Source organism: Salinilacustrithrix flava (assembly GCF_041228405.1).
Classification (GTDB): domain Bacteria; phylum Actinomycetota; class Acidimicrobiia; order Acidimicrobiales; family Salinilacustritrichaceae; genus Salinilacustrithrix; species Salinilacustrithrix flava.
This window is the reverse complement of sequence record NZ_CP133888.1, coordinates 2,712,821-2,729,122: the sequence shown is the minus strand read 5'-3', so window position 1 is coordinate 2,729,122 and position 16,302 is coordinate 2,712,821. Positions and strand designations below refer to the sequence as shown.

The window sequence follows — 16,302 nt, the reverse complement described above, 5'->3', positions numbered from 1 at the left end:
GATGAGGCTACGGAAGCTCGGCCAGGCGGGGCGCGCTGCGGTCCTTGGCCGACACCTGCGCCTGGTCGTCGGGGTCCACGGCGATGGGCCAGTCGATGCCGAGCGCCGGGTCCAGCGGCGTGCAGGCCACGCCGGCCATGTCGGGCTGCCACTCCACGTCGAAGCAGTACAGGAACTGGGTGCCGTCCTCCAGCGCCTGGAAGCCGTTGCACACCCCGGGCGGCACCAGCACCTGCACGCCGGGGACCAGGTCGACCTGCACCACCGCGCCGAACGTGGCCGAACCGGGACGGACGTCGACGTAGGCGCCGTGCGCCCGCCCCGACGCGACGGACACCAGCTTGGTCATGGCTTCGCCGTGCATGCCCCGGACCGCGCCCCGGACGGTCTCGGTGACGTTCACCTGCACCCACGGCCCGAGCGACGGCAGGCCGGCATCGACGAACGCGGACTCCCGGTAGAACTCGCGGATCGTGCCCCGCTCGTCGGTGACCTGCTTCATCGTCACCACGACCAGCCCGTCGATGCCGGTCGTCTCGGTCGACAGGTCCACCACCGTCACCATGCCGGACCCTCGCCGACCTCGTCGGCCTCCTCGAAGCTCAGGACCCGCAGCAGCGACTCGCCGTAGCCGCTCTTGGCCAGGTCGCCGCCGTGGACCTCGGCCTCGGCCAGCGCAGCCAGCTCCTCGGCACCGATGAAGCCCTCCCGGTACGCGGCCGCCTCGGGCGAGCCGATCAGGAGCCCCTTGCGACGCTGCAGACCGGCCACCCACGTCTGGGCGTCGAGCATCGCGTCGAAGGTGCCGACGTCGAACCAGTCCGTCGCGAACGGCAGCCGGCACACCTCCAGAGCACCCTGGCCCAGGTAGTGGTTGTTCACGTCGGTGATCTCGATCTCGCCCCGCTCGCTCGGCTTGATCCCCTTGGCCACCTCCACCACCGAGCCGTCGTAGAAGTAGAGCCCCGGCACCATGTACGGCGACGGCGGCTCCGCCGGCTTCTCCAGGATCCCCCGCACCGAACCATCGGGCGCCAGGTCGAGCACGCCGTAGCGCTCCGGGTCCGGGACCCACAGGCCGAACACGACCGCACCCCGCGGCGTGGTGAAGCGCTGCAGCTGCTCCCCCAGGCCCACGCCGTAGAAGATGTTGTCGCCCAGGATCAGGGCCACGTCGTCGCCGTCGATGAAGTCCTCACCGACGATGAAGGCATCGGCGAGCCCCCGCGGCTGGGCCTGCACCGCGTAGGAGAACGAGCAGCCCCACTGCGACCCGTCTCCGAGCAGCGCCTCGAACGCCGGGATCTGCTCGGGCGTCGAGATCACGAGGATCTCGTTGATCCGCGCGTGCAGCAGCGTGGAGATCGGGTAGTAGACGAGCGGCTTGTCGTAGACGTGCATGAGCTGCTTCGAGGTCGCTCTGCTCGCCGGCCCCAGCCGCGTTGCCCGCCCACCAGCGAGGACGATGCCCTTCATGACCGCCGATCCTGGCAGACGCGCGCCGCGGCGCCATCCGTGGCCGCCGGCGTCAGCCGCACACGACGTCGTCGGGGATCGTCCCCGACACCGTGCCGAGCGCCGTCGTCGTGGTGGTCTCGTCGTCGATGGTGGTGGTCGGCGCGGGCAGCGTCGTCACCGTCTCCTCCGAGGGCTCCGGCGCCGGCAGCGGCTCGGCCCGCAGGCCCTGCCAGTCGGTGCCGGTCACGACCGTGATGTCATCGACCGCGTCGTCCACGACGAGCTCGGCGTCGGCGGCCAGCCAGCGACGGACCAGGTCGGCGGCGGCCTCGCTGCCGGCCGGGTGGCGGATCTCGGTGCGCTCGACGCCCAGTCGAGCCGCGTCGCCGGTGCCGCCGAGTGCGAATCCGGCGCTTCGCAGCTCGCTGGACGCGCTCGACGCCTGACCCGGCTCACCCGTGCCGTTCAGCACGCGGACCCGGACCGACTCCTCGCCGAGCTGGGTCGGGTCGGAGCTGCGGAAGATGTCCAGCACCTGCTCGGCGTCCTGGGTGACCAGGCGCAGCACCGCGGCACCCCCGACGGAGTCGTCGACCACGGGCAGCTGGTACACGTCGAGGGAGGCGGGGTCGAAGCGGCGGAACTCCCGCCCGAGGGCGAGCAGGTCGGCGCCGTCGAGGGTGTCGTCGATGGTGACGGCGTCGAGGGTGCTGTCGATCAGCTCGTCGAGCGTCACCGGGTTGCGCACCCCTCGGTCCACGGCGCGCTCGAGGGCGGCGATGATGAACTGCTGCTGGCGTCGGATGCGGCCGAGGTCGCCGGTGGGGTCGGTGCGCCAGCGGCCGTCGATGTACTCCTGGTAGGCGCGGCTGCGCACGAAGCCGAGCGCGTTGCGGGCGTCGAGGGTGATGCACCCGGGCTCGGGCACGTCGAGGCCGCTGCGCTGGTCGCGCACCGGGTTCGGGAACCAGATCTCCACCCCGTCGATGGCGTTGACCAGGCGACCGAAGCCGTGGAAGTCCACCTGCGCGTAGTGGTTCACCGGGATGCCGAGGTAGGCCTGGATCGTCTCCACGAGCAGCTCGGGGCCGCCCAGCTCGATCGCCTCGTTGATGCGGCCGTTGCCGTGGCCGGGGATCGGCACCCACAGGTCGCGGGGCAGCGACAGGAGCGCGGCCCGGGTGGAGGTCGGGTCGACCCGCAGGATCATCATCGTGTCCGAGCGCAGGCCGGCGACGTCGGTGCGGCTGGACGCCACGGGATCGTCGGGGTCCAAGCCGGCGGCGGAGTCGACGCCGACGATGAGGAAGTTCTCGGCGATGACCTCGCGGCCGTCGTCGTCCTCGCTGACGCTCAGGGTCTCGCCGATCTCGACGCGCGGGATCTGCCCGTACTTCTCGTACCCGTAGGCGAGCGAGCCCGCCGCGAACAGGAAGCCGACCATCGCGAGCACGTTCGTGATGATCACCAGCTTCTGGAGCACGCTGCGCCTCGCCCGACGTGTCTCCGTGCCGGACATCGGACCCACGCTACCGAGCGGCCGGGGAGCAGCCGCGCCCGCCCCTCTAGCCTCCGGCCGTGGCCCGGCTCGCCGACCAGCCGCCGCTCGCCGTGGTCGGCGAACGGCTGTGCACCGACCTCACCGACGTCACCGACGATCCCGCGTGCCTGGAGGGCGAGGGCTTCTGGGCCGTGGTCGTCCCCTACGACGCCCCGCCGACCTTCGCCCGCTTCGCCACGGTGCGCCCCGCCCGCCCGTGGCGCGGACCGCGCTGGGTCGGCCCGGAGCGGGGCGCGTGGTCCAGCTCGCTCGACCGAGCGGCCTTCGAGGCGGGCGTGCGCGCCATCCGCGCCGCCATCGAGGCCGGCGACGTCTACCAGGTCAACCTCACCCGGCAGCTGGCCGCGCCGGCCCCGCCCGACGCCGACGTCGCTGCCCTCGGTGCGGCGCTCGCCGTCGGCAACCCCGCGCCCTACGCCGCCGTCGTCCGCGTGCCTGCCGCCGGCATCCACGTCGCCTCCGCATCGCCGGAGCGCTACCTGCGCCGCGAGGGACGCCTCGTGTGGTCCTCCCCGATCAAGGGGACGGCAGCGACCCCCGATGCCTTCCTCGCCAAGGACCGGGCCGAGAACGTGATGATCGTGGACCTGGTCCGCAACGACCTCGGACGGGTCTGCGACTACGGCTCGGTCTGCGTCCCGGCGCTGCTGGCCGTGGAACACCACCCCGGGCTCGTGCACCTCGTTTCGACCGTCGCCGGGGAGCTGGCCGACGGCGTCGGCTGGCCCGGCCTGCTCGACGCCACCTTCCCTCCCGGCTCCATCACGGGCGCGCCGAAGCTGGCGGCGATGGAGGTCATCCGCCAGCTGGAGCCCGTGCCACGCGGCGTCTACTGCGGCGGGGTCGGGTGGGTGGACGCCGATCGGGGGATCGGCGAGCTCAACGTGGCGATCCGGACGTTCTGGATCGACCCGGACGGCGAGCGCGGTCCGACGCTGCGGTTCGGCACCGGGGGTGGGATCACCCACGACAGCGATCCGGCCGGCGAATGGGCCGAGACCGAGCTCAAGGCCCGGACGCTGCTGGCGGTCGCCTCCGGCTGAAGGCGACCGCCGGAGCGGTGCATGACCGCCGGAGCGATCAGCGGGTGCGGGACGCCTCGATGGCCTGGCGCCCAGGAGCCGAGCCGACAGGCGAGGCGACCCGTGGGCACGGCGCCCTACGGCGGCGAAGCCGCCAGACCGAGTCGCAGCGGGACTTGACTATCCGCGCCGAGCTTTCACGCCGCCACCCTTGCGGTGCACCTTCGCCGGCGGGTTGGTGCGCCCGTCGGTGGACTGGCGCTGCTTGCGGGGGCGGGGGTCGACGTCGACCACGCCGTCGGCCCCGCGGCGCTCGGCCGGCTTGGTCCGGGTGCGGGGCGTGCCACCGTCGCGGGCCGGACGGTCGTCGCGTCGCGCGCTCTTGCCTGCGGCGCGGTCCTCACCGTCGCGGGTGCGGGTCCGCTGGCGGTTGCGACCGCCGTTGCCGCCGCCGCCCTTGGGCGGGGCGGACTGCTGGGCCTTGGCGGCCGGCTGGGCCTTCTGGCGGGACGTGGCCTCGCGGTGACGGGAACCGTCGCCGAGGAGCGTGGCGTCCGGCGTGGTCACGACCTGGGCCAGGCCGAGGTCGCGCTGGAGGGTCTTGACGTCCTTGCGGTTGTTGTCCCGCACGAAGGACACCACGACGCCCTGAGCGCCGGCGCGAGCCGTGCGACCGGAGCGGTGCAGGTAGGTCTTGTCGTCCTCGGGCGGGTCGAAGTGCACGACGCAGGCCACACCGTCGACGTGGATGCCGCGGGCGGCGACGTCGGTGGCGATGAGCGCCTGCACGTGGCCCTTGGTGAACGCCTCGAGCGCACGGGTGCGCTGGTTCTGGTTGCGTCCGCCGTGGATGGCCGCAGCCTCCACGCCGGCCTTGCCGAGCTGCTTGCACAGGCGGTCGGCGCCGTGGCGGGTGCGGGTGAACACGATGGTCGGCCCGGCGGCGACGACGGCGTCGCGCGTGTGGTCGACGCGCTTCTCGTGGTCGATGGACCAGAAGTGGTGGGCCATGGCGGTCATGTCCGGCTCGACCTCGCCGACCTCGTGGCGGACGGGGTCGTGCTGGTAGCGGCGGGTGAGCTCGGCGATGTCGCCGTCGAGCGTCGCCGAGAACAGCAGCGTCTGGCGGTCGCTCTTGGTGCGGTCGAGCAGGCGCTTGACGGCCGGGAGGAACCCCATGTCGGCCATGCGGTCGGCCTCGTCGACGACGACGACACCCACCTCGGCGAGGCTCACGCTGCCGCTGCTGATGAGGTCCTCGAGGCGGCCAGGGCAGGCGACGAGGACGTCGACGCCGCGGCGGATGGCCTGGTTCTGGGGGCCGTAGCCGACGCCGCCGTACACGGCGGTCACGGTGCGGTCGGTCGCCTTGGCGAGCGGGGCGAGCTCGTCCTTGATCTGGTCGGCCAGCTCGCGGGTCGGCGACAGGATCAGGGCGCTGGGGTGCCCGGGCCGGGCCTTGGCCGTGTTGACCAGGGTCGGGATGCCGAAGGCGATGGTCTTGCCCGAGCCGGTGGGGGCGCGGCCGCAGAGGTCGCGGCCGGCGAGGGCGTCGGGGATGGTGGCGGCCTGCACCTCGAAGGCGCTGGTGAAGCCACGGGCGTCGAGCACGTCGACGAGCCGCTGGGGGACGCCCAGGTCCGCGAAGGACGGGGCGGGGGTTCCGGATTGCACAGGTTTCTCTCGATCAGGGTTGCTGGATGGCGCACTCGACGGTGTGGTGCCGAACAGCAGTCAGGTCGAGGAGCGTCGGGCCCTTCGTGGCCCTCCCGCGTGGGTCTGCTCCGAAGAGCAGGTGGTCCGGGGAGCGAGCTCGACCCGGCGCGGTGCAGTGACGATACCCGCTGGCGGGCCGGAACCGACGATCCCGGTAGCGTGCCGCCGTGCTCCCGGTCTGGCTCGACGGCCACCTGCTCGCCCCCGACGACGCCCGGGTCCCGGTGTCGGACCACGGGATCACCGTGGGCGACGGCGTGTTCGAGACCCTGCGCACCGCCCCCGAGCCCGGCGGCACCCGGTGGGTCCCCTTCGCCGTCACCCGGCACCTGCGCCGCCTGCGCCGCAGCCTCGACGGCCTCGGCCTCGAGCTGCACCGCTCCGACGACGAGCTCCGGGACGCAATGCACGCGGTCGCCGGCCACATCGAGGGCGCAGGCCGCGTGCGCCTCACGGTCACCGGCGGGCCCGGACCCCTCGGCTCGGCCCGCTCCGGTGAGCCGCTCACGGTCTTCGTGGCCGGATCGGCGATCGACGCCTGGCCCGAGACCGGTGAGGCCGTCACCGTGCCCTGGGTCCGCAACGAGCGCTCCGCCGTCGCCGGGCTGAAGACCACGTCCTACGCAGAGAACGTGGTCGCGCTCGCCAGGGCCAAGGAGTCCGGGGCGTCGGAGGCCCTCTTCGCCAACACCGCCGGCCAGCTGTGCGAGGGCACCGGGTCCAACGTGTTCGTCGTGCTCGGCGGACGGCTGTCCACCCCGCCGCTCTCCTCCGGTTGCCTGGCCGGGGTCACCCGCGAGCTGGTGTGCGAGCTGACCGACGTCGCCCAGGACGACCTGCCGATGGCGGTGCTCGCCGAGGCCGACGAGGTCTTCCTCACCTCCTCCACCCGCGACGTCCAGGGCCAGCACCGCGTCGACGACCACGTGCTCGACGCACCGGGTCCGATCACCCGGGACGTCGCCCAGGCCTTCGCCGACCTGGTCGCCAAGGACATCGACCCGTGAGCCGAGGTCAGCCCGTCGCCGCGTCGGTGGAGCGGGCCGGCGACCACCTCGTGGTGCGGTGGCGCGCCGGCGACGCCGAGGGGACCTGCCGGTTCGACCACCTGCCAGGCACGGCGCCGGAGTGGCTCGGCTCGGCCGCCGAGCTGCTCGAGGGCACCGACCGCCGGCTCGAGGGACGGGTGCTCGACGCCGTTGCCCGCCTGGCCGCCGACGAGGGGCTCGAGCTCGGCATCTGGCACGACGACCAGGGCGTGGAGCTGCTCGTCTGAGGTCGTTCAGGCGGGCCGCAGGTGCACCACGTCGCCGACGGCGATCGTGCGCCGGCCACCTTCGAGCGGCTCGACCACGAGGTGGCCGTCCGCGGTCACGTCGACCGCGGTGCCGATCAGGTCGTCGGCGCCGAGGTCGATGCGGACCCGGCGGCCGAGGGTGGCGGAGCGGACCCGCCAGTCGTCGAGCACCTGCTCGACCCCACCACCCACCAGGTGGCCGTAGTGGACGTCGAGCCGTTCGAGCAGCGCGTCGAGGACCTCGTCGCGGGTGGGGCGGGCATCGCTGACGTGGTTGATGGCCACGACGACGTCGGCCAGGTCGTCGGGCACCTCGTCGGGCCAGGCCACGTTGAGCCCGATGCCGGCGGCGACCGTGGCCCGCTCGTGGGGCGCCGGCGGCCGGTAGCCGGCGGCGACGCGGGAGCCGGGGGACCACTCCGCCTCGGCCAGGATCCCCGCCAGCTTGCGCGTGCGCACGGCGCCCTCGTCGTCGAGGTCCTCGACGACGAGGTCGTTCGGCCACTTGAGTGCCGGCGCGAAGCCGGCGAGCTGCTCGACCGCCTCCGAGGCCGCGACCGCGAGGGCGAACGTGGTCAGCGGCGCCACCGGCGCCGGCGGGCGCAGCAGGATCGTGCACAGCAGCGACGCTCCGGGCGGCGCGGTCCACGTGCGCCCGGCCCGACCCCGACCGGCGGTCTGGTGGTCGGCGACGAGGACGACGCCCTCGGGCTCGCCCTGGCGGGCCAGCTCCATCACGTCGGTGTTGGTCGAACCGGTCTCCTTGACGTGTCGCACGTCGGTGAACCGGGAGCGGGACAGGCGCCCGGGGCCGCGGATGGCGTCGTCACCCTTCACCGCGATAACACTACGGAGTGTTTTCCAAGGTGCTGATCGCAAACCGTGGCGAGATCGCCGTCCGGGTCATCCGGGCGTGCAAGGAGCTCGGCGTCACGTCCGTGGCCGTCTACTCCGACCTGGATCGTGACTCGCTGCACGTCCGCCTGGCCGATGAGGCCTACGCCCTCGGCGGCACGACGGCCGCCGAGTCCTACCTCAACACCGAGGCGATCCTCGACGTCATCCGGCAGTCGGGCGCCGAGGCGGTGCACCCCGGCTACGGCTTCTTCTCGGAGAACACCGACTTCGCCCGTGCCATCACCGAGATGGGCGTCACCTTCATCGGCCCGCCGCCCGAGGCCATCGAGGTCATGGGCGACAAGGTCTCGAGCCGCATCGCGGCCCAGGAGGCCGGTGTCCAGGGCGTGCCCGGCACCACGGAGTTCCTCAGCTCGGGCGACGAGGTCGTGGCCTTCGGCGAGGAGTTCGGCTGGCCGGTCGCCATCAAGGCCGCCTACGGCGGCGGTGGCCGCGGCATGCGCGTCGTCCACGCCGCCGACGAAGCCCACGCCGCGCTCGAGTCGGCCCAGTCCGAGGCGCTGAAGGGCTTCGGCCGCGACGAGTGCTACGTCGAGCGCTACCTGACCTGGCCGCGCCACGTCGAGATGCAGGTCATCGCCGACACCCACGGCAACACCGTCTGGATCGGCGAGCGCGACTGCTCGGCCCAGCGCCGCCACCAGAAGCTGGTCGAGGAGTCCCCCGCCCCGAACTTCCCCGACGAGATCCGCCAGGCCATGGGCCAAGCCGCGGTGCAGGTCGCCGAGGCGTGCGGCTACGTCAACGCCGGCACCGTCGAGTTCCTGTACCAGGAAGGCGAGTTCTACTTCCTCGAGATGAACACCCGCCTCCAGGTCGAGCACCCCGTCACCGAGATGGTCTCGGGCATCGATCTGGTCGCCGAGCAGCTGCGCGTCGCCTCCGGCGAGCCCCTCTCGTTCTCCCAGGCCGACATCTCGCTGCGCGGTCACTCCATCGAGGTGCGCGTCAACGCCGAGGACCCGGCCGAGGGCAAGTTCCTCCCCTCCCCCGGCCCCATCGCCACGCTGGTCCCGCCGCAGGGCAACGGCGTGCGCTGGGACGGCGGCTACGACTCCGGTGACGAGGTCAGCCAGTACTACGACAACCTCATCGGCAAGCTCGTGGTGTGGGCCCACGACCGCGACACCGCGATCGCCCGCATGCTGCGCTGCCTCGACGAGTTCGTCCTCGACGGCCCGCCCACGACCATCCCCGCGGCCGAGGCGATCCTCGCCCACGACGACTTCAAGGCCGGCGAGCACTCCACCAAGTGGGTGGAGGACACCCTCGACCTCACCGGTGTCCGCGGTACCCCGGCGCCCGCTGGCGACGACGAGGTCGAGAAGGTCGAGCGCAGCGTCGACGTCGAGGTCAACGGCAAGCGCTTCGCCGTGAAGCTGTTCGTGCCCGCCGACCAGATCGCCGTGGCGGCGGCCGGCGGCGGCAAGGGCCTGCCCAAGGCCCGCAAGCGCTCGAAGGGCACCAGCGGCGCCGCACCCACCGCCGGGTCCGGCCGCATCGCCGTGCCGATGCAGGGCACCGTCGTCAAGGTCAACGTCGCCGTCGGCGACGAGGTCACCGAGGGCCAGGTCCTCTGCGTGCTCGAGGCCATGAAGATGGAGAACAACATCGCCGCCGACAAGGCCGGCACCATCACGGAGATCAACGTCGAAGAGGGCGCCTCCGTCGGCTCCGGTGACGTGATCATCGTCATCGAGTAGGAGCTGAGCCGCCGGGCGAGGCGACCCGCCTGACGGTCCCCTTGTGGCGTGAGCCGCTCGCGCCGATTCTGAGACACCATCTCCCGTCAAGCACGCCGCCCGGCATGCCGATGAGGAGAGCATGGGACGCATCGCCAGGCTGCTCGCCGCACTGACCTGCACCATCGGTCTCGTCGCGTCCCAGGCCGCGCCGGCATCGGCTGACCCCTCGACGGAGACCCTCATCGTCGGGCTCGAGGGCCCGGGAGCCCAGGCCGCGCTCGCCGCCGCGGGCGTCGAGGTCACCGACGTCGCCGCCGGCATCGACGCGGTCCGCGTGGAGGTGCCCGGCCGCCGCGCCGGCGCCGCCCGCGCCGCGCTCGCCGCCGCCCCCGGGATCGGGTTCGTCGAGGCCGATCAGCCGGTTGCCGCGATGCTCACCCCGACCGACACCTTCTGGTCGAACCAGTGGGGGCCCCGCCAGGTGTCCGCTCCGGCGGCCTGGGACGTCACCACCGGCGCATCGTCGGTGGTCGTCGCCGTCCTCGACACCGGGGTGAACCCCGGGCCGGAGTTCGACGGCAAGCTGCTGTCCGGCATCGATCTCGTCAACGACGACTCGGACCCCGCCGACGACAACGATCAGCGCCACGGCACCGCGGTGGCGGCGATCGCCGCCGCCGACGCCAACGACGGTGGCGTCGCCGGGATGTGCTGGACGTGCCGGATCCTCCCCGTCAAGGTGCTGGCCGCCGACGGCTCGGGGTCGAGCTACGACATCGCCCAGGGCATCGCGTGGGCCACGGATCGAGGCGCCGACGTCGTCGTCATGAGCCTGGGCGGGCCAAGCAGCTCCCGGGCGATCGAGGACGCCGTCGCCTACGCCCGTGCCCGGGACGTGGTCGTCGTGGCCGCGGCGGGGAACGCCGGCTCGACCACCCCGAACTACCCGGCGGCCCACGCCGGTGTGATCGGCGTCGCCGGGAGCACCTCCACGGACAGTCGCTACAGCTGGTCCAACCACGGCTCGTGGGTCGACGTGGCCGCACCCGGCTGCAACGGCGCGCCGATCCCGAAGGCCACGAGCGGCTACGGCGACTTCTGCGGCACCTCGTCGGCGACGCCGCTGGTGGCGGGGGCCGTCGCGCTCGGTCTGGCCCTCGGCGCCACCGGTGCGCAGGTCGAGGACGCCGTGCGCACCACGGCCGTGCCCGTCGGCTCCTGGGTCGCCCACGGCCGCATCGATGCCGATCGGATGCTCACCGCCGTGGCTGCGAGCCTCGCCACGACCGACACCGACACCAGCACCGACACCGGCACCGGCACCGGCACCGGAACGGACACCGGGAGCACGGACACGAGCGACCCGGAGTCCGAGCCGGAGCCGGACGCCGCTCCCGTCGTCGTGCGGGCGGCGGGCGCCGACCGCGTCGCCACCTCGGTGGCCCTCGCCGACCGGGCATTCCCCGACGGAACCGACCGGATCGTCATCGGCCGCAGCGACGCCTACGCCGACGCCCTCGCCGCCGCGCCGCTCGCCGCCTCGCTCGGCGCCCCGGTGGTCCTCAGCCCATCCGCAGAACTGCCCCCGAACGTCGCCGACCTGGTCCAGCGCCTCGGGGTCGACGAGGCCGTCCTGGTCGGCGGAACCGGCGCGCTGTCCGCAGACGTCGCCGACGACCTCCGCTCGCTCGGCATCAGCGTGCGGCGGATCGCCGGCACCAACCGCTTCGACACCGCCCGCCTGATCGCCGCCGAGCTGGGCGGCACCGACGTCTACCTGGTCGAGGGCGCCAACGCCTCTGCTGCTCGGGGCTGGCCCGACGCGGTCGCCGTCTCGGGCCTCGCCGCCCTGCAGGAGCGCCCGATCCTGCTCACCACGTCCGGCGCGCTGCCGGCCGAGACCGCCACCGCGCTGCTGGAGCTCGACACCCGGACCGTGACCATCGTCGGCGGCACCGCCGCCGTGTCCGACACCGTCGCCGCCGCCACATCCGAGCTCGCCACGGTCCGCAGGGTCTGGGGCAGCACCCGCTACGACACCTCGACGAAGCTGGCCGATCTCGCGGTGGCCGCGGGTGCCGACGACGGCCAGGTCTGGCTCGCCACGGGTCGCTCCTTCCCCGACGCCCTCGCGGCCGGTGCGGCGGCGGCGCACGCCGGCGCGGTGCTGCTGCTGGTGGACGGCGTGGACCTCGCCGGTTCGCCGGAGCCGCTGGCGTGGCTCGGCACGCGCACGGCGCTGCGCGAAGTCGTCCTGGTCGGCGGCACGTCGACGCTGTCCGCTGCGGTGGAGACCTCGGTCAGCAGCCTCGGCTGAACGACCGGCGGCTCAGCCCGAGCCGCGGTCCTGCCAGGTGCAGATGCAGACCTCGTTGCCCTCGGCGTCGGCCAGGACCCAGAAGGCCCGGGCGTGCTGGTCGGTGACCAGGGTTCCGCCGGCGGCCAGGGCCTCGTCGAGGCGCTGCTGGGCCAGGTCGTGGGGCACGGACACGTCGAGGTGGAAGCGGTTGCGCTCGGTGCGGGGCTCGTCCATCTGCTGGAACCAGACCGGCGCCCCGAACCCTCGAGGATCGGACAGGCTGCCGTCGGGCTGCTCGCGGTAGTCGAGCACCGCCGCCCAGAACGGCCTGATGCGGTCGGCGTCCATCGTGTCGATGGCGATCTCCACGATCTGGGCCGCCATCGGCTCAGCGATGGCGCCGGCGTCGGCTGCCAGCTGGGAGATGTGGTGGGCCAGGTCGGTGTCGTGGGTGGAGAGCCCGTCGACCGCATGGGTGGTGAGCGCGACCCGCACGACGCCGGGGTAGGTCAGCGAGACGTCAGGGTGGTGGTCCGCGGCTTCGGCGGCGTCGGCGATGGCCGCCACGAGCCGGCCGGCGGCGGGGAACGACGGCGCCCGGAAGCGGGCCTCGGCGGTGCGCAGCACCACCCGCCAGTCGCCCAGGCCCTCGGTGGCGGTGAACTGCTCGGCGGTGATCTCGGTGTAGGGCATCAGTCAGCGGCCTCCGCGAGGGCCTCGGACAGGCTGGGGTGGACGAGGAGGCTGTCGACGATGTCCTCGACGTTGAGGCCGGCGGTGACGGCGAGGGCGATCACCGAGATGAGCTCGGCGGCGTGGCGACCCACGATCGATCCGCCGAGCACCACGCCGGTGGCCGGATCGGAGACGATCTTGACGAAGCCCCGGGGTGCGTTGTTGATGAGGGCCTTGGCCGTGGTCGAGAACGGCACCTTGGTCACCCGGATCTTGCGCCCCTCGGCGAACGCGTCGGCCTCGGCCAGGCCCACGTCGGCGATCTCGGGCTCGGTGAAGATGGCGGAGGCGGCCTTGTCGTAGTCGAGGTGCCGGTGCTCGCGCGTGTGCAGGCCCATGACGTGCTCGGCGATCTTGCGGCCCTGCATCGACGCCACCGACGACAGCGGCAGGCGACCGGACAGGTCGCCGGCGACGTAGATGTGCGGGACGTTGGTCTGCAGGTGGTGGTTGTTGTCGAGGTAGCCCCAGGCGTTGACCTCGACGCCGGCGGCGTCGCAGCCCAGGCCCTCGCTGTTGGGGATGGAACCGATGGCGAGCAGGGCGTGGCTGCCGGTGGCGACCCGGCCGTCGTCGCAGAGGATGCGGACGCCACCGTCGTCGGTGCGCTCGATGCCCTCGGCCCGCGCGCCCTTGTAGAGCCGGACGCCCCGATCGAGGAAGTGGGTCTCGAGCGCCGCCGCGACCTCGGGATCCTTCTGGGGCAGGACCTGCTGACGGGAGACGATGAGGGTGACGTCGCAGCCGAAGCTGGAGAACATCGAGACGAACTCCACGCCGGTGACGCCCGAACCGATGACGACGAGGTGCTCGGGGAGCTCCTTGGGCGGGTAGGCATCCCGCGTCGTGAGCACGCGGTCACCGTCCGGGGCAGCCCACTCGGGGATGCGAGGGCGCGAGCCCGTCGCCAGCAGGACGGCGTCGGCGTGGACGGTGATCTCGCCCTCGGCGGTGTCGGCGACGACCTCGTGGGGGCCGACCATCCGACCGGTGCCACGCAGGACCCGCACGCCCTGGCTCTGGAGCAGCGAGGTGACCGAGTGCTCGAGACGGTCCTCGATGGACACGATCCGCTGGCGGAGGGCGTCGAAGTCGAGGTGGGCCTTGACGTCGGTGAGGCCCATCTCCTCGGACTTGTCGATCATGTTCAGCGCCGAGCCGGTGGCGATCATCGCCTTGGACGGGATGCAGTCCCACAGGTTGGCGGCGCCGCCGACGATCTCCCGCTCGATGAGGGTGACGTCGGCCCCGAGCTTGGCCGCGTGGCTGGCCGCCGTGTGGCCGCCGGGGCCACCGCCGATGATCACGAAGCTGAGGGCCATGGGCAGCAGGGTACCGGCGCCCCCGCGATCAGCCGGAGGTGCGGGCGATGCGGACGAGGCGGTGGTCGTCGGTGAAGAGCCGCCGGGTGACGCCGGTGCCGATCACGACCACGTTGATGGCCACGGCACCGAGGATCAGGAACATGATCGCGGCCTGGACCCGCACGGCATCGACGGGGTCGACGCCGGCGAGGATGAGGCCGGTCATGGCGCCGGGCAGGAACACGAGCCCGACGGCCTTGGTCGTCTCGATCTGCTGGGTCATGGCGGACCGCAGCGCGCTCCGCAGGCCCGGACGGGACGCCTCGGTCCAGGGCTGGCCGAGGGCGAGGCGGGCCTCCACGTCGTGGCGCTTCTCGGAGAACTCCTCCACGACCCGTCGGCCGGCGAGCACCGTCGACGTCATGGCATTCCCGACCATCATCCCGCCGATGGGCACGATGGCCCGGGCCTCGACCGGGAAGATCCCGAGGCCGAAGATCACCGCTGCGGTCACGACGGTCGACGCCGTGAGCGACGCCAGCGCCAGCCCGAAGACGCCCGGGACCTCCGGTGCCCGACGGGAGACGGTCCACGCCGCGAACGGGACCATGAAGGCCAGCCACGCCCACGCGTAGGCGATCGGCTGGTCCGGGTCGATGATGATGGCGAGCACGTAGCCCACCGCCAGGAGCTGCACGAGCGCCCGACCGGTGGCGACGAGCATCGACTGCTCGAGGCCCAGCCGCCGCCACATCGAGATGCCGATGGCCACCGCCACCAGCAGCAGCGAGATGGCCAGGCCCCACCAGCCGACGTCACCCTGCTCCACGGTCTGCTCCCTCGTCGTGCTCGGTCGGGTCGTCGTGGCCCTGGTGGGTCTCGTCACCGTGGTGGTGGTGGAAGGCGTCCTCGGAGTCGAGGTAGTGCTGGGCCTGGTGCTCGTCCGCCACCCGGCCGCCGACGAGCACGATGCGGCGGTCCCCGATCCGGTCGGCCTGGTCCAGGTCGTGGGTGACCCACAGCACCGGCATCCCGCTGTCCGCCAGCTCGCGGCCGAGCTCCTCGAGGGCCTTGGTCGAGGTGGGGTCGAGGGCGGAGGTCGGCTCGTCCATCAGCAGCACCTCGGGACCGGTGACGAGCGTGCGGGCCAGGGAGCCACGCTGCTGCTCACCGCCGGAGAGCGAGTCTGCCTCCCGGTCGAGGAAGCTCACCGGGAGGTGCACCTGCTCGAGGACGGTGTGCATGGCGTCCTCCGTCGCGTCGGGGTCGGCGACGAGGAGGTTGTCCCGGACGGTGCCGGGGAACGGGGTCGGTCGCTGGAACACCATCCCCACGGTGCGCCGCAGCCGGAGCGGGTCGAGGTCGTCGAGCGGCTGCCCCCGGAACCGGACCGTCCCGCTCGTGGGGACCTCCAGCCGGTTGCACAGCCGGAGCAGGGTCGACTTGCCGGAGCCGGAGGCCCCGAGCAGGCAGGTCACCGATCCGCCGTCGGGCACCTGGGCCGTGACGTGGTCGAGCGCGACGTCCTCGCCGAAGCGCACCACGACGTCGTCGAACTCGAACAGCACCCCGGCAGTATCGCCCGTCCTGCGTTCTGGCAGCGGTCACGGAACACGACCGACGACGGATCGCTATCAGAGGTCGGTTCGCAGCAACTTCTGCCATGGGTGCCCGTCGTCCAGCCACGCCTGTAGCCGGGCTCGCCGGTCGGGCGCGAGCGTCGGCACGATCTGTCGAGCATCGATTTCGTCCTTCGGCCGCAGCCCCTTCGCCTTGAAGAGCAGCTGGACCTCGGGGGCGAGGTACGGCACACCATCTCGTGTTCGAAGGACGACCTCCTCCCACGGGAGGCGCAGGCGCGGGTCCCGGCGGTAGCGCCAGCCCTCGGCATCGCCCTCGCCGACGATGACGTCGAGCTCCCACGGCCCATCGGCCTCCGAACGGGCCCACAGGTTGTTCTCATGACGGTCGAGCGACAGCGCCTCGCCGGACCAGAGGCGGAGCTCGCCCGCCGCCGCCACGGCGATCTCCCACCCGTCCAGCACGCCCGGCAGCTGGCGGGCGTCCGTCCGGCAGATGCCGACGTCGGTGTCGGCGTGCGCACGCCAGGACCGACCAACGTGCAGGTCGAGCGCATGGCCGCCGGCGATCCACCACCGGAACGGTGCGAGTGCGAAGCGCTCGACGACCTCGTCGAGGGAGGCCGGTTGCCACGGACCCAGATCGAGCGAAGGCACGGTTCAGACCGTAGATCGGTAGTCGCACTCCACGTCCGGGCGCGCTGGTGGCCCGACCTGGTGGTGGTCG

General features: G+C 72.8%; 15 protein-coding genes. 5 read left to right on the top strand and 10 right to left on the bottom strand.

The genetic code is table 11. The annotated features are described in order from the left end of the window. Positions 1-7: 7 nt before the first annotated feature. The 3 genes from RGQ06_RS13390 to RGQ06_RS13380 are packed head-to-tail and all read right to left on the bottom strand — an operon-like array spanning position 8 to position 2,977. Positions 8-565, bottom strand: a complete 558-nt coding sequence (locus RGQ06_RS13390; RefSeq protein ID WP_432428709.1) for a dTDP-4-dehydrorhamnose 3,5-epimerase family protein — start codon at positions 563-565, stop codon at positions 8-10. Beyond that, entirely contained in the window at positions 559-1,476 is a 918-nt protein-coding gene (locus RGQ06_RS13385) for a sugar nucleotidyltransferase (RefSeq protein WP_432428708.1), read from the bottom strand. Before RGQ06_RS13385 ends, RGQ06_RS13390 begins: the two co-directional genes overlap by 7 nt. A 52-nt stretch (positions 1,477-1,528) precedes the next feature. After that, positions 1,529-2,977 carry an LCP family protein gene (locus tag RGQ06_RS13380; protein WP_432428707.1) on the bottom strand — a complete coding sequence of 483 codons (1,449 nt, stop codon included), beginning with the start codon at positions 2,975-2,977 and terminating at the stop codon, positions 1,529-1,531. Between the two features lie 59 nt (positions 2,978-3,036). On the opposite strand from RGQ06_RS13380, the gene RGQ06_RS13375 reads away from it, so the two are divergent. Further along, on the top strand, positions 3,037-4,062 hold the full coding sequence (locus tag RGQ06_RS13375; protein WP_432428706.1) for an anthranilate synthase component I family protein: 1,026 nt from the start codon (positions 3,037-3,039) through the stop codon (positions 4,060-4,062). Between the two features lie 159 nt (positions 4,063-4,221). On the opposite strand, the gene RGQ06_RS13370 is transcribed toward RGQ06_RS13375, so the two are convergent. Beyond that, positions 4,222-5,715, bottom strand: coding sequence for a DEAD/DEAH box helicase (locus tag RGQ06_RS13370; RefSeq protein WP_432428705.1), 1,494 nt, complete (start codon positions 5,713-5,715; stop codon positions 4,222-4,224). 209 nt (positions 5,716-5,924) lie between these two features. Here RGQ06_RS13370 and RGQ06_RS13365 point away from each other — a divergent pair, with 209 nt between their 5' ends. Beyond that, a complete protein-coding gene (locus RGQ06_RS13365) occupies positions 5,925-6,764 on the top strand; it encodes an aminotransferase class IV (protein ID WP_432428704.1) in 840 nt (279 codons plus the stop codon). After that, positions 6,761-7,033, top strand: a complete 273-nt coding sequence (locus RGQ06_RS13360; RefSeq protein ID WP_432428703.1) for a hypothetical protein — start codon at positions 6,761-6,763, stop codon at positions 7,031-7,033. Before RGQ06_RS13365 ends, RGQ06_RS13360 begins: the two co-directional genes overlap by 4 nt. A 6-nt stretch (positions 7,034-7,039) precedes the next feature. On the opposite strand, the gene RGQ06_RS13355 is transcribed toward RGQ06_RS13360, so the two are convergent. Then, a complete protein-coding gene (locus RGQ06_RS13355; RefSeq protein WP_432428702.1) occupies positions 7,040-7,891 on the bottom strand; it encodes a biotin--[acetyl-CoA-carboxylase] ligase in 852 nt (283 codons plus the stop codon). A gap of 29 nt (positions 7,892-7,920) precedes the next feature. On the opposite strand from RGQ06_RS13355, the gene RGQ06_RS13350 reads away from it, so the two are divergent. Together RGQ06_RS13350 and RGQ06_RS13345 are read left to right on the top strand one after the other, a co-directional pair. Further along, on the top strand, positions 7,921-9,675 hold the full coding sequence (locus RGQ06_RS13350) for an acetyl-CoA carboxylase biotin carboxylase subunit (protein WP_432428701.1): 1,755 nt from the start codon (positions 7,921-7,923) through the stop codon (positions 9,673-9,675). Between the two features lie 121 nt (positions 9,676-9,796). Next, entirely contained in the window at positions 9,797-11,974 is a 2,178-nt protein-coding gene (locus RGQ06_RS13345; protein WP_432428700.1) for a cell wall-binding repeat-containing protein, read from the top strand. A gap of 12 nt (positions 11,975-11,986) precedes the next feature. On the opposite strand, the gene RGQ06_RS13340 is transcribed toward RGQ06_RS13345, so the two are convergent. The 5 genes from RGQ06_RS13340 to RGQ06_RS13320 all read right to left on the bottom strand — a co-directional run bounded on the left by RGQ06_RS13340 (position 11,987) and on the right by RGQ06_RS13320 (position 16,232). After that, positions 11,987-12,649: a VOC family protein gene (locus tag RGQ06_RS13340; RefSeq protein WP_432428699.1), complete on the bottom strand. Its 663-nt coding sequence runs from the start codon at positions 12,647-12,649 to the stop codon at positions 11,987-11,989. Continuing rightward, positions 12,649-14,013 (bottom strand): dihydrolipoyl dehydrogenase family protein, encoded by a 1,365-nt coding sequence (locus tag RGQ06_RS13335; protein WP_432428698.1) that lies wholly within the window; start codon positions 14,011-14,013, stop codon positions 12,649-12,651. The genes RGQ06_RS13340 and RGQ06_RS13335 overlap by 1 nt, the downstream gene beginning before the upstream one ends. 28 nt (positions 14,014-14,041) lie before the next feature. Continuing rightward, entirely contained in the window at positions 14,042-14,824 is a 783-nt protein-coding gene (locus RGQ06_RS13330) for an ABC transporter permease (RefSeq protein WP_432428697.1), read from the bottom strand. Beyond that, positions 14,811-15,563, bottom strand: a complete 753-nt coding sequence (locus RGQ06_RS13325; RefSeq protein ID WP_432428696.1) for an ABC transporter ATP-binding protein — start codon at positions 15,561-15,563, stop codon at positions 14,811-14,813. Before RGQ06_RS13325 ends, RGQ06_RS13330 begins: the two co-directional genes overlap by 14 nt. 66 nt (positions 15,564-15,629) lie before the next feature. Then, complete coding sequence (locus RGQ06_RS13320) at positions 15,630-16,232, bottom strand: nucleotidyltransferase domain-containing protein (protein WP_432428695.1); 603 nt, start codon at positions 16,230-16,232, stop codon at positions 15,630-15,632. Positions 16,233-16,302 lie beyond the last annotated feature (70 nt).

Bases quoted from the DNA above. Each gene is read 5' to 3' on its own strand.
- RGQ06_RS13390 (WP_432428709.1), bottom strand. From the start codon at position 565: ATGGTGACGGTGGTGGACCTGTCGACCGAGACGACCGGCATCGACGGG.
- RGQ06_RS13340 (WP_432428699.1), bottom strand. From the start codon at position 12,649: ATGCCCTACACCGAGATCACCGCCGAGCAGTTCACCGCCACCGAGGGC.
- RGQ06_RS13385 (WP_432428708.1), bottom strand. From the start codon at position 1,476: ATGAAGGGCATCGTCCTCGCTGGTGGGCGGGCAACGCGGCTGGGGCCG.
- RGQ06_RS13345 (WP_432428700.1), top strand. From the start codon at position 9,797: ATGGGACGCATCGCCAGGCTGCTCGCCGCACTGACCTGCACCATCGGT.
- RGQ06_RS13380 (WP_432428707.1), bottom strand. From the start codon at position 2,977: ATGTCCGGCACGGAGACACGTCGGGCGAGGCGCAGCGTGCTCCAGAAG.
- RGQ06_RS13335 (WP_432428698.1), bottom strand. From the start codon at position 14,013: ATGGCCCTCAGCTTCGTGATCATCGGCGGTGGCCCCGGCGGCCACACG.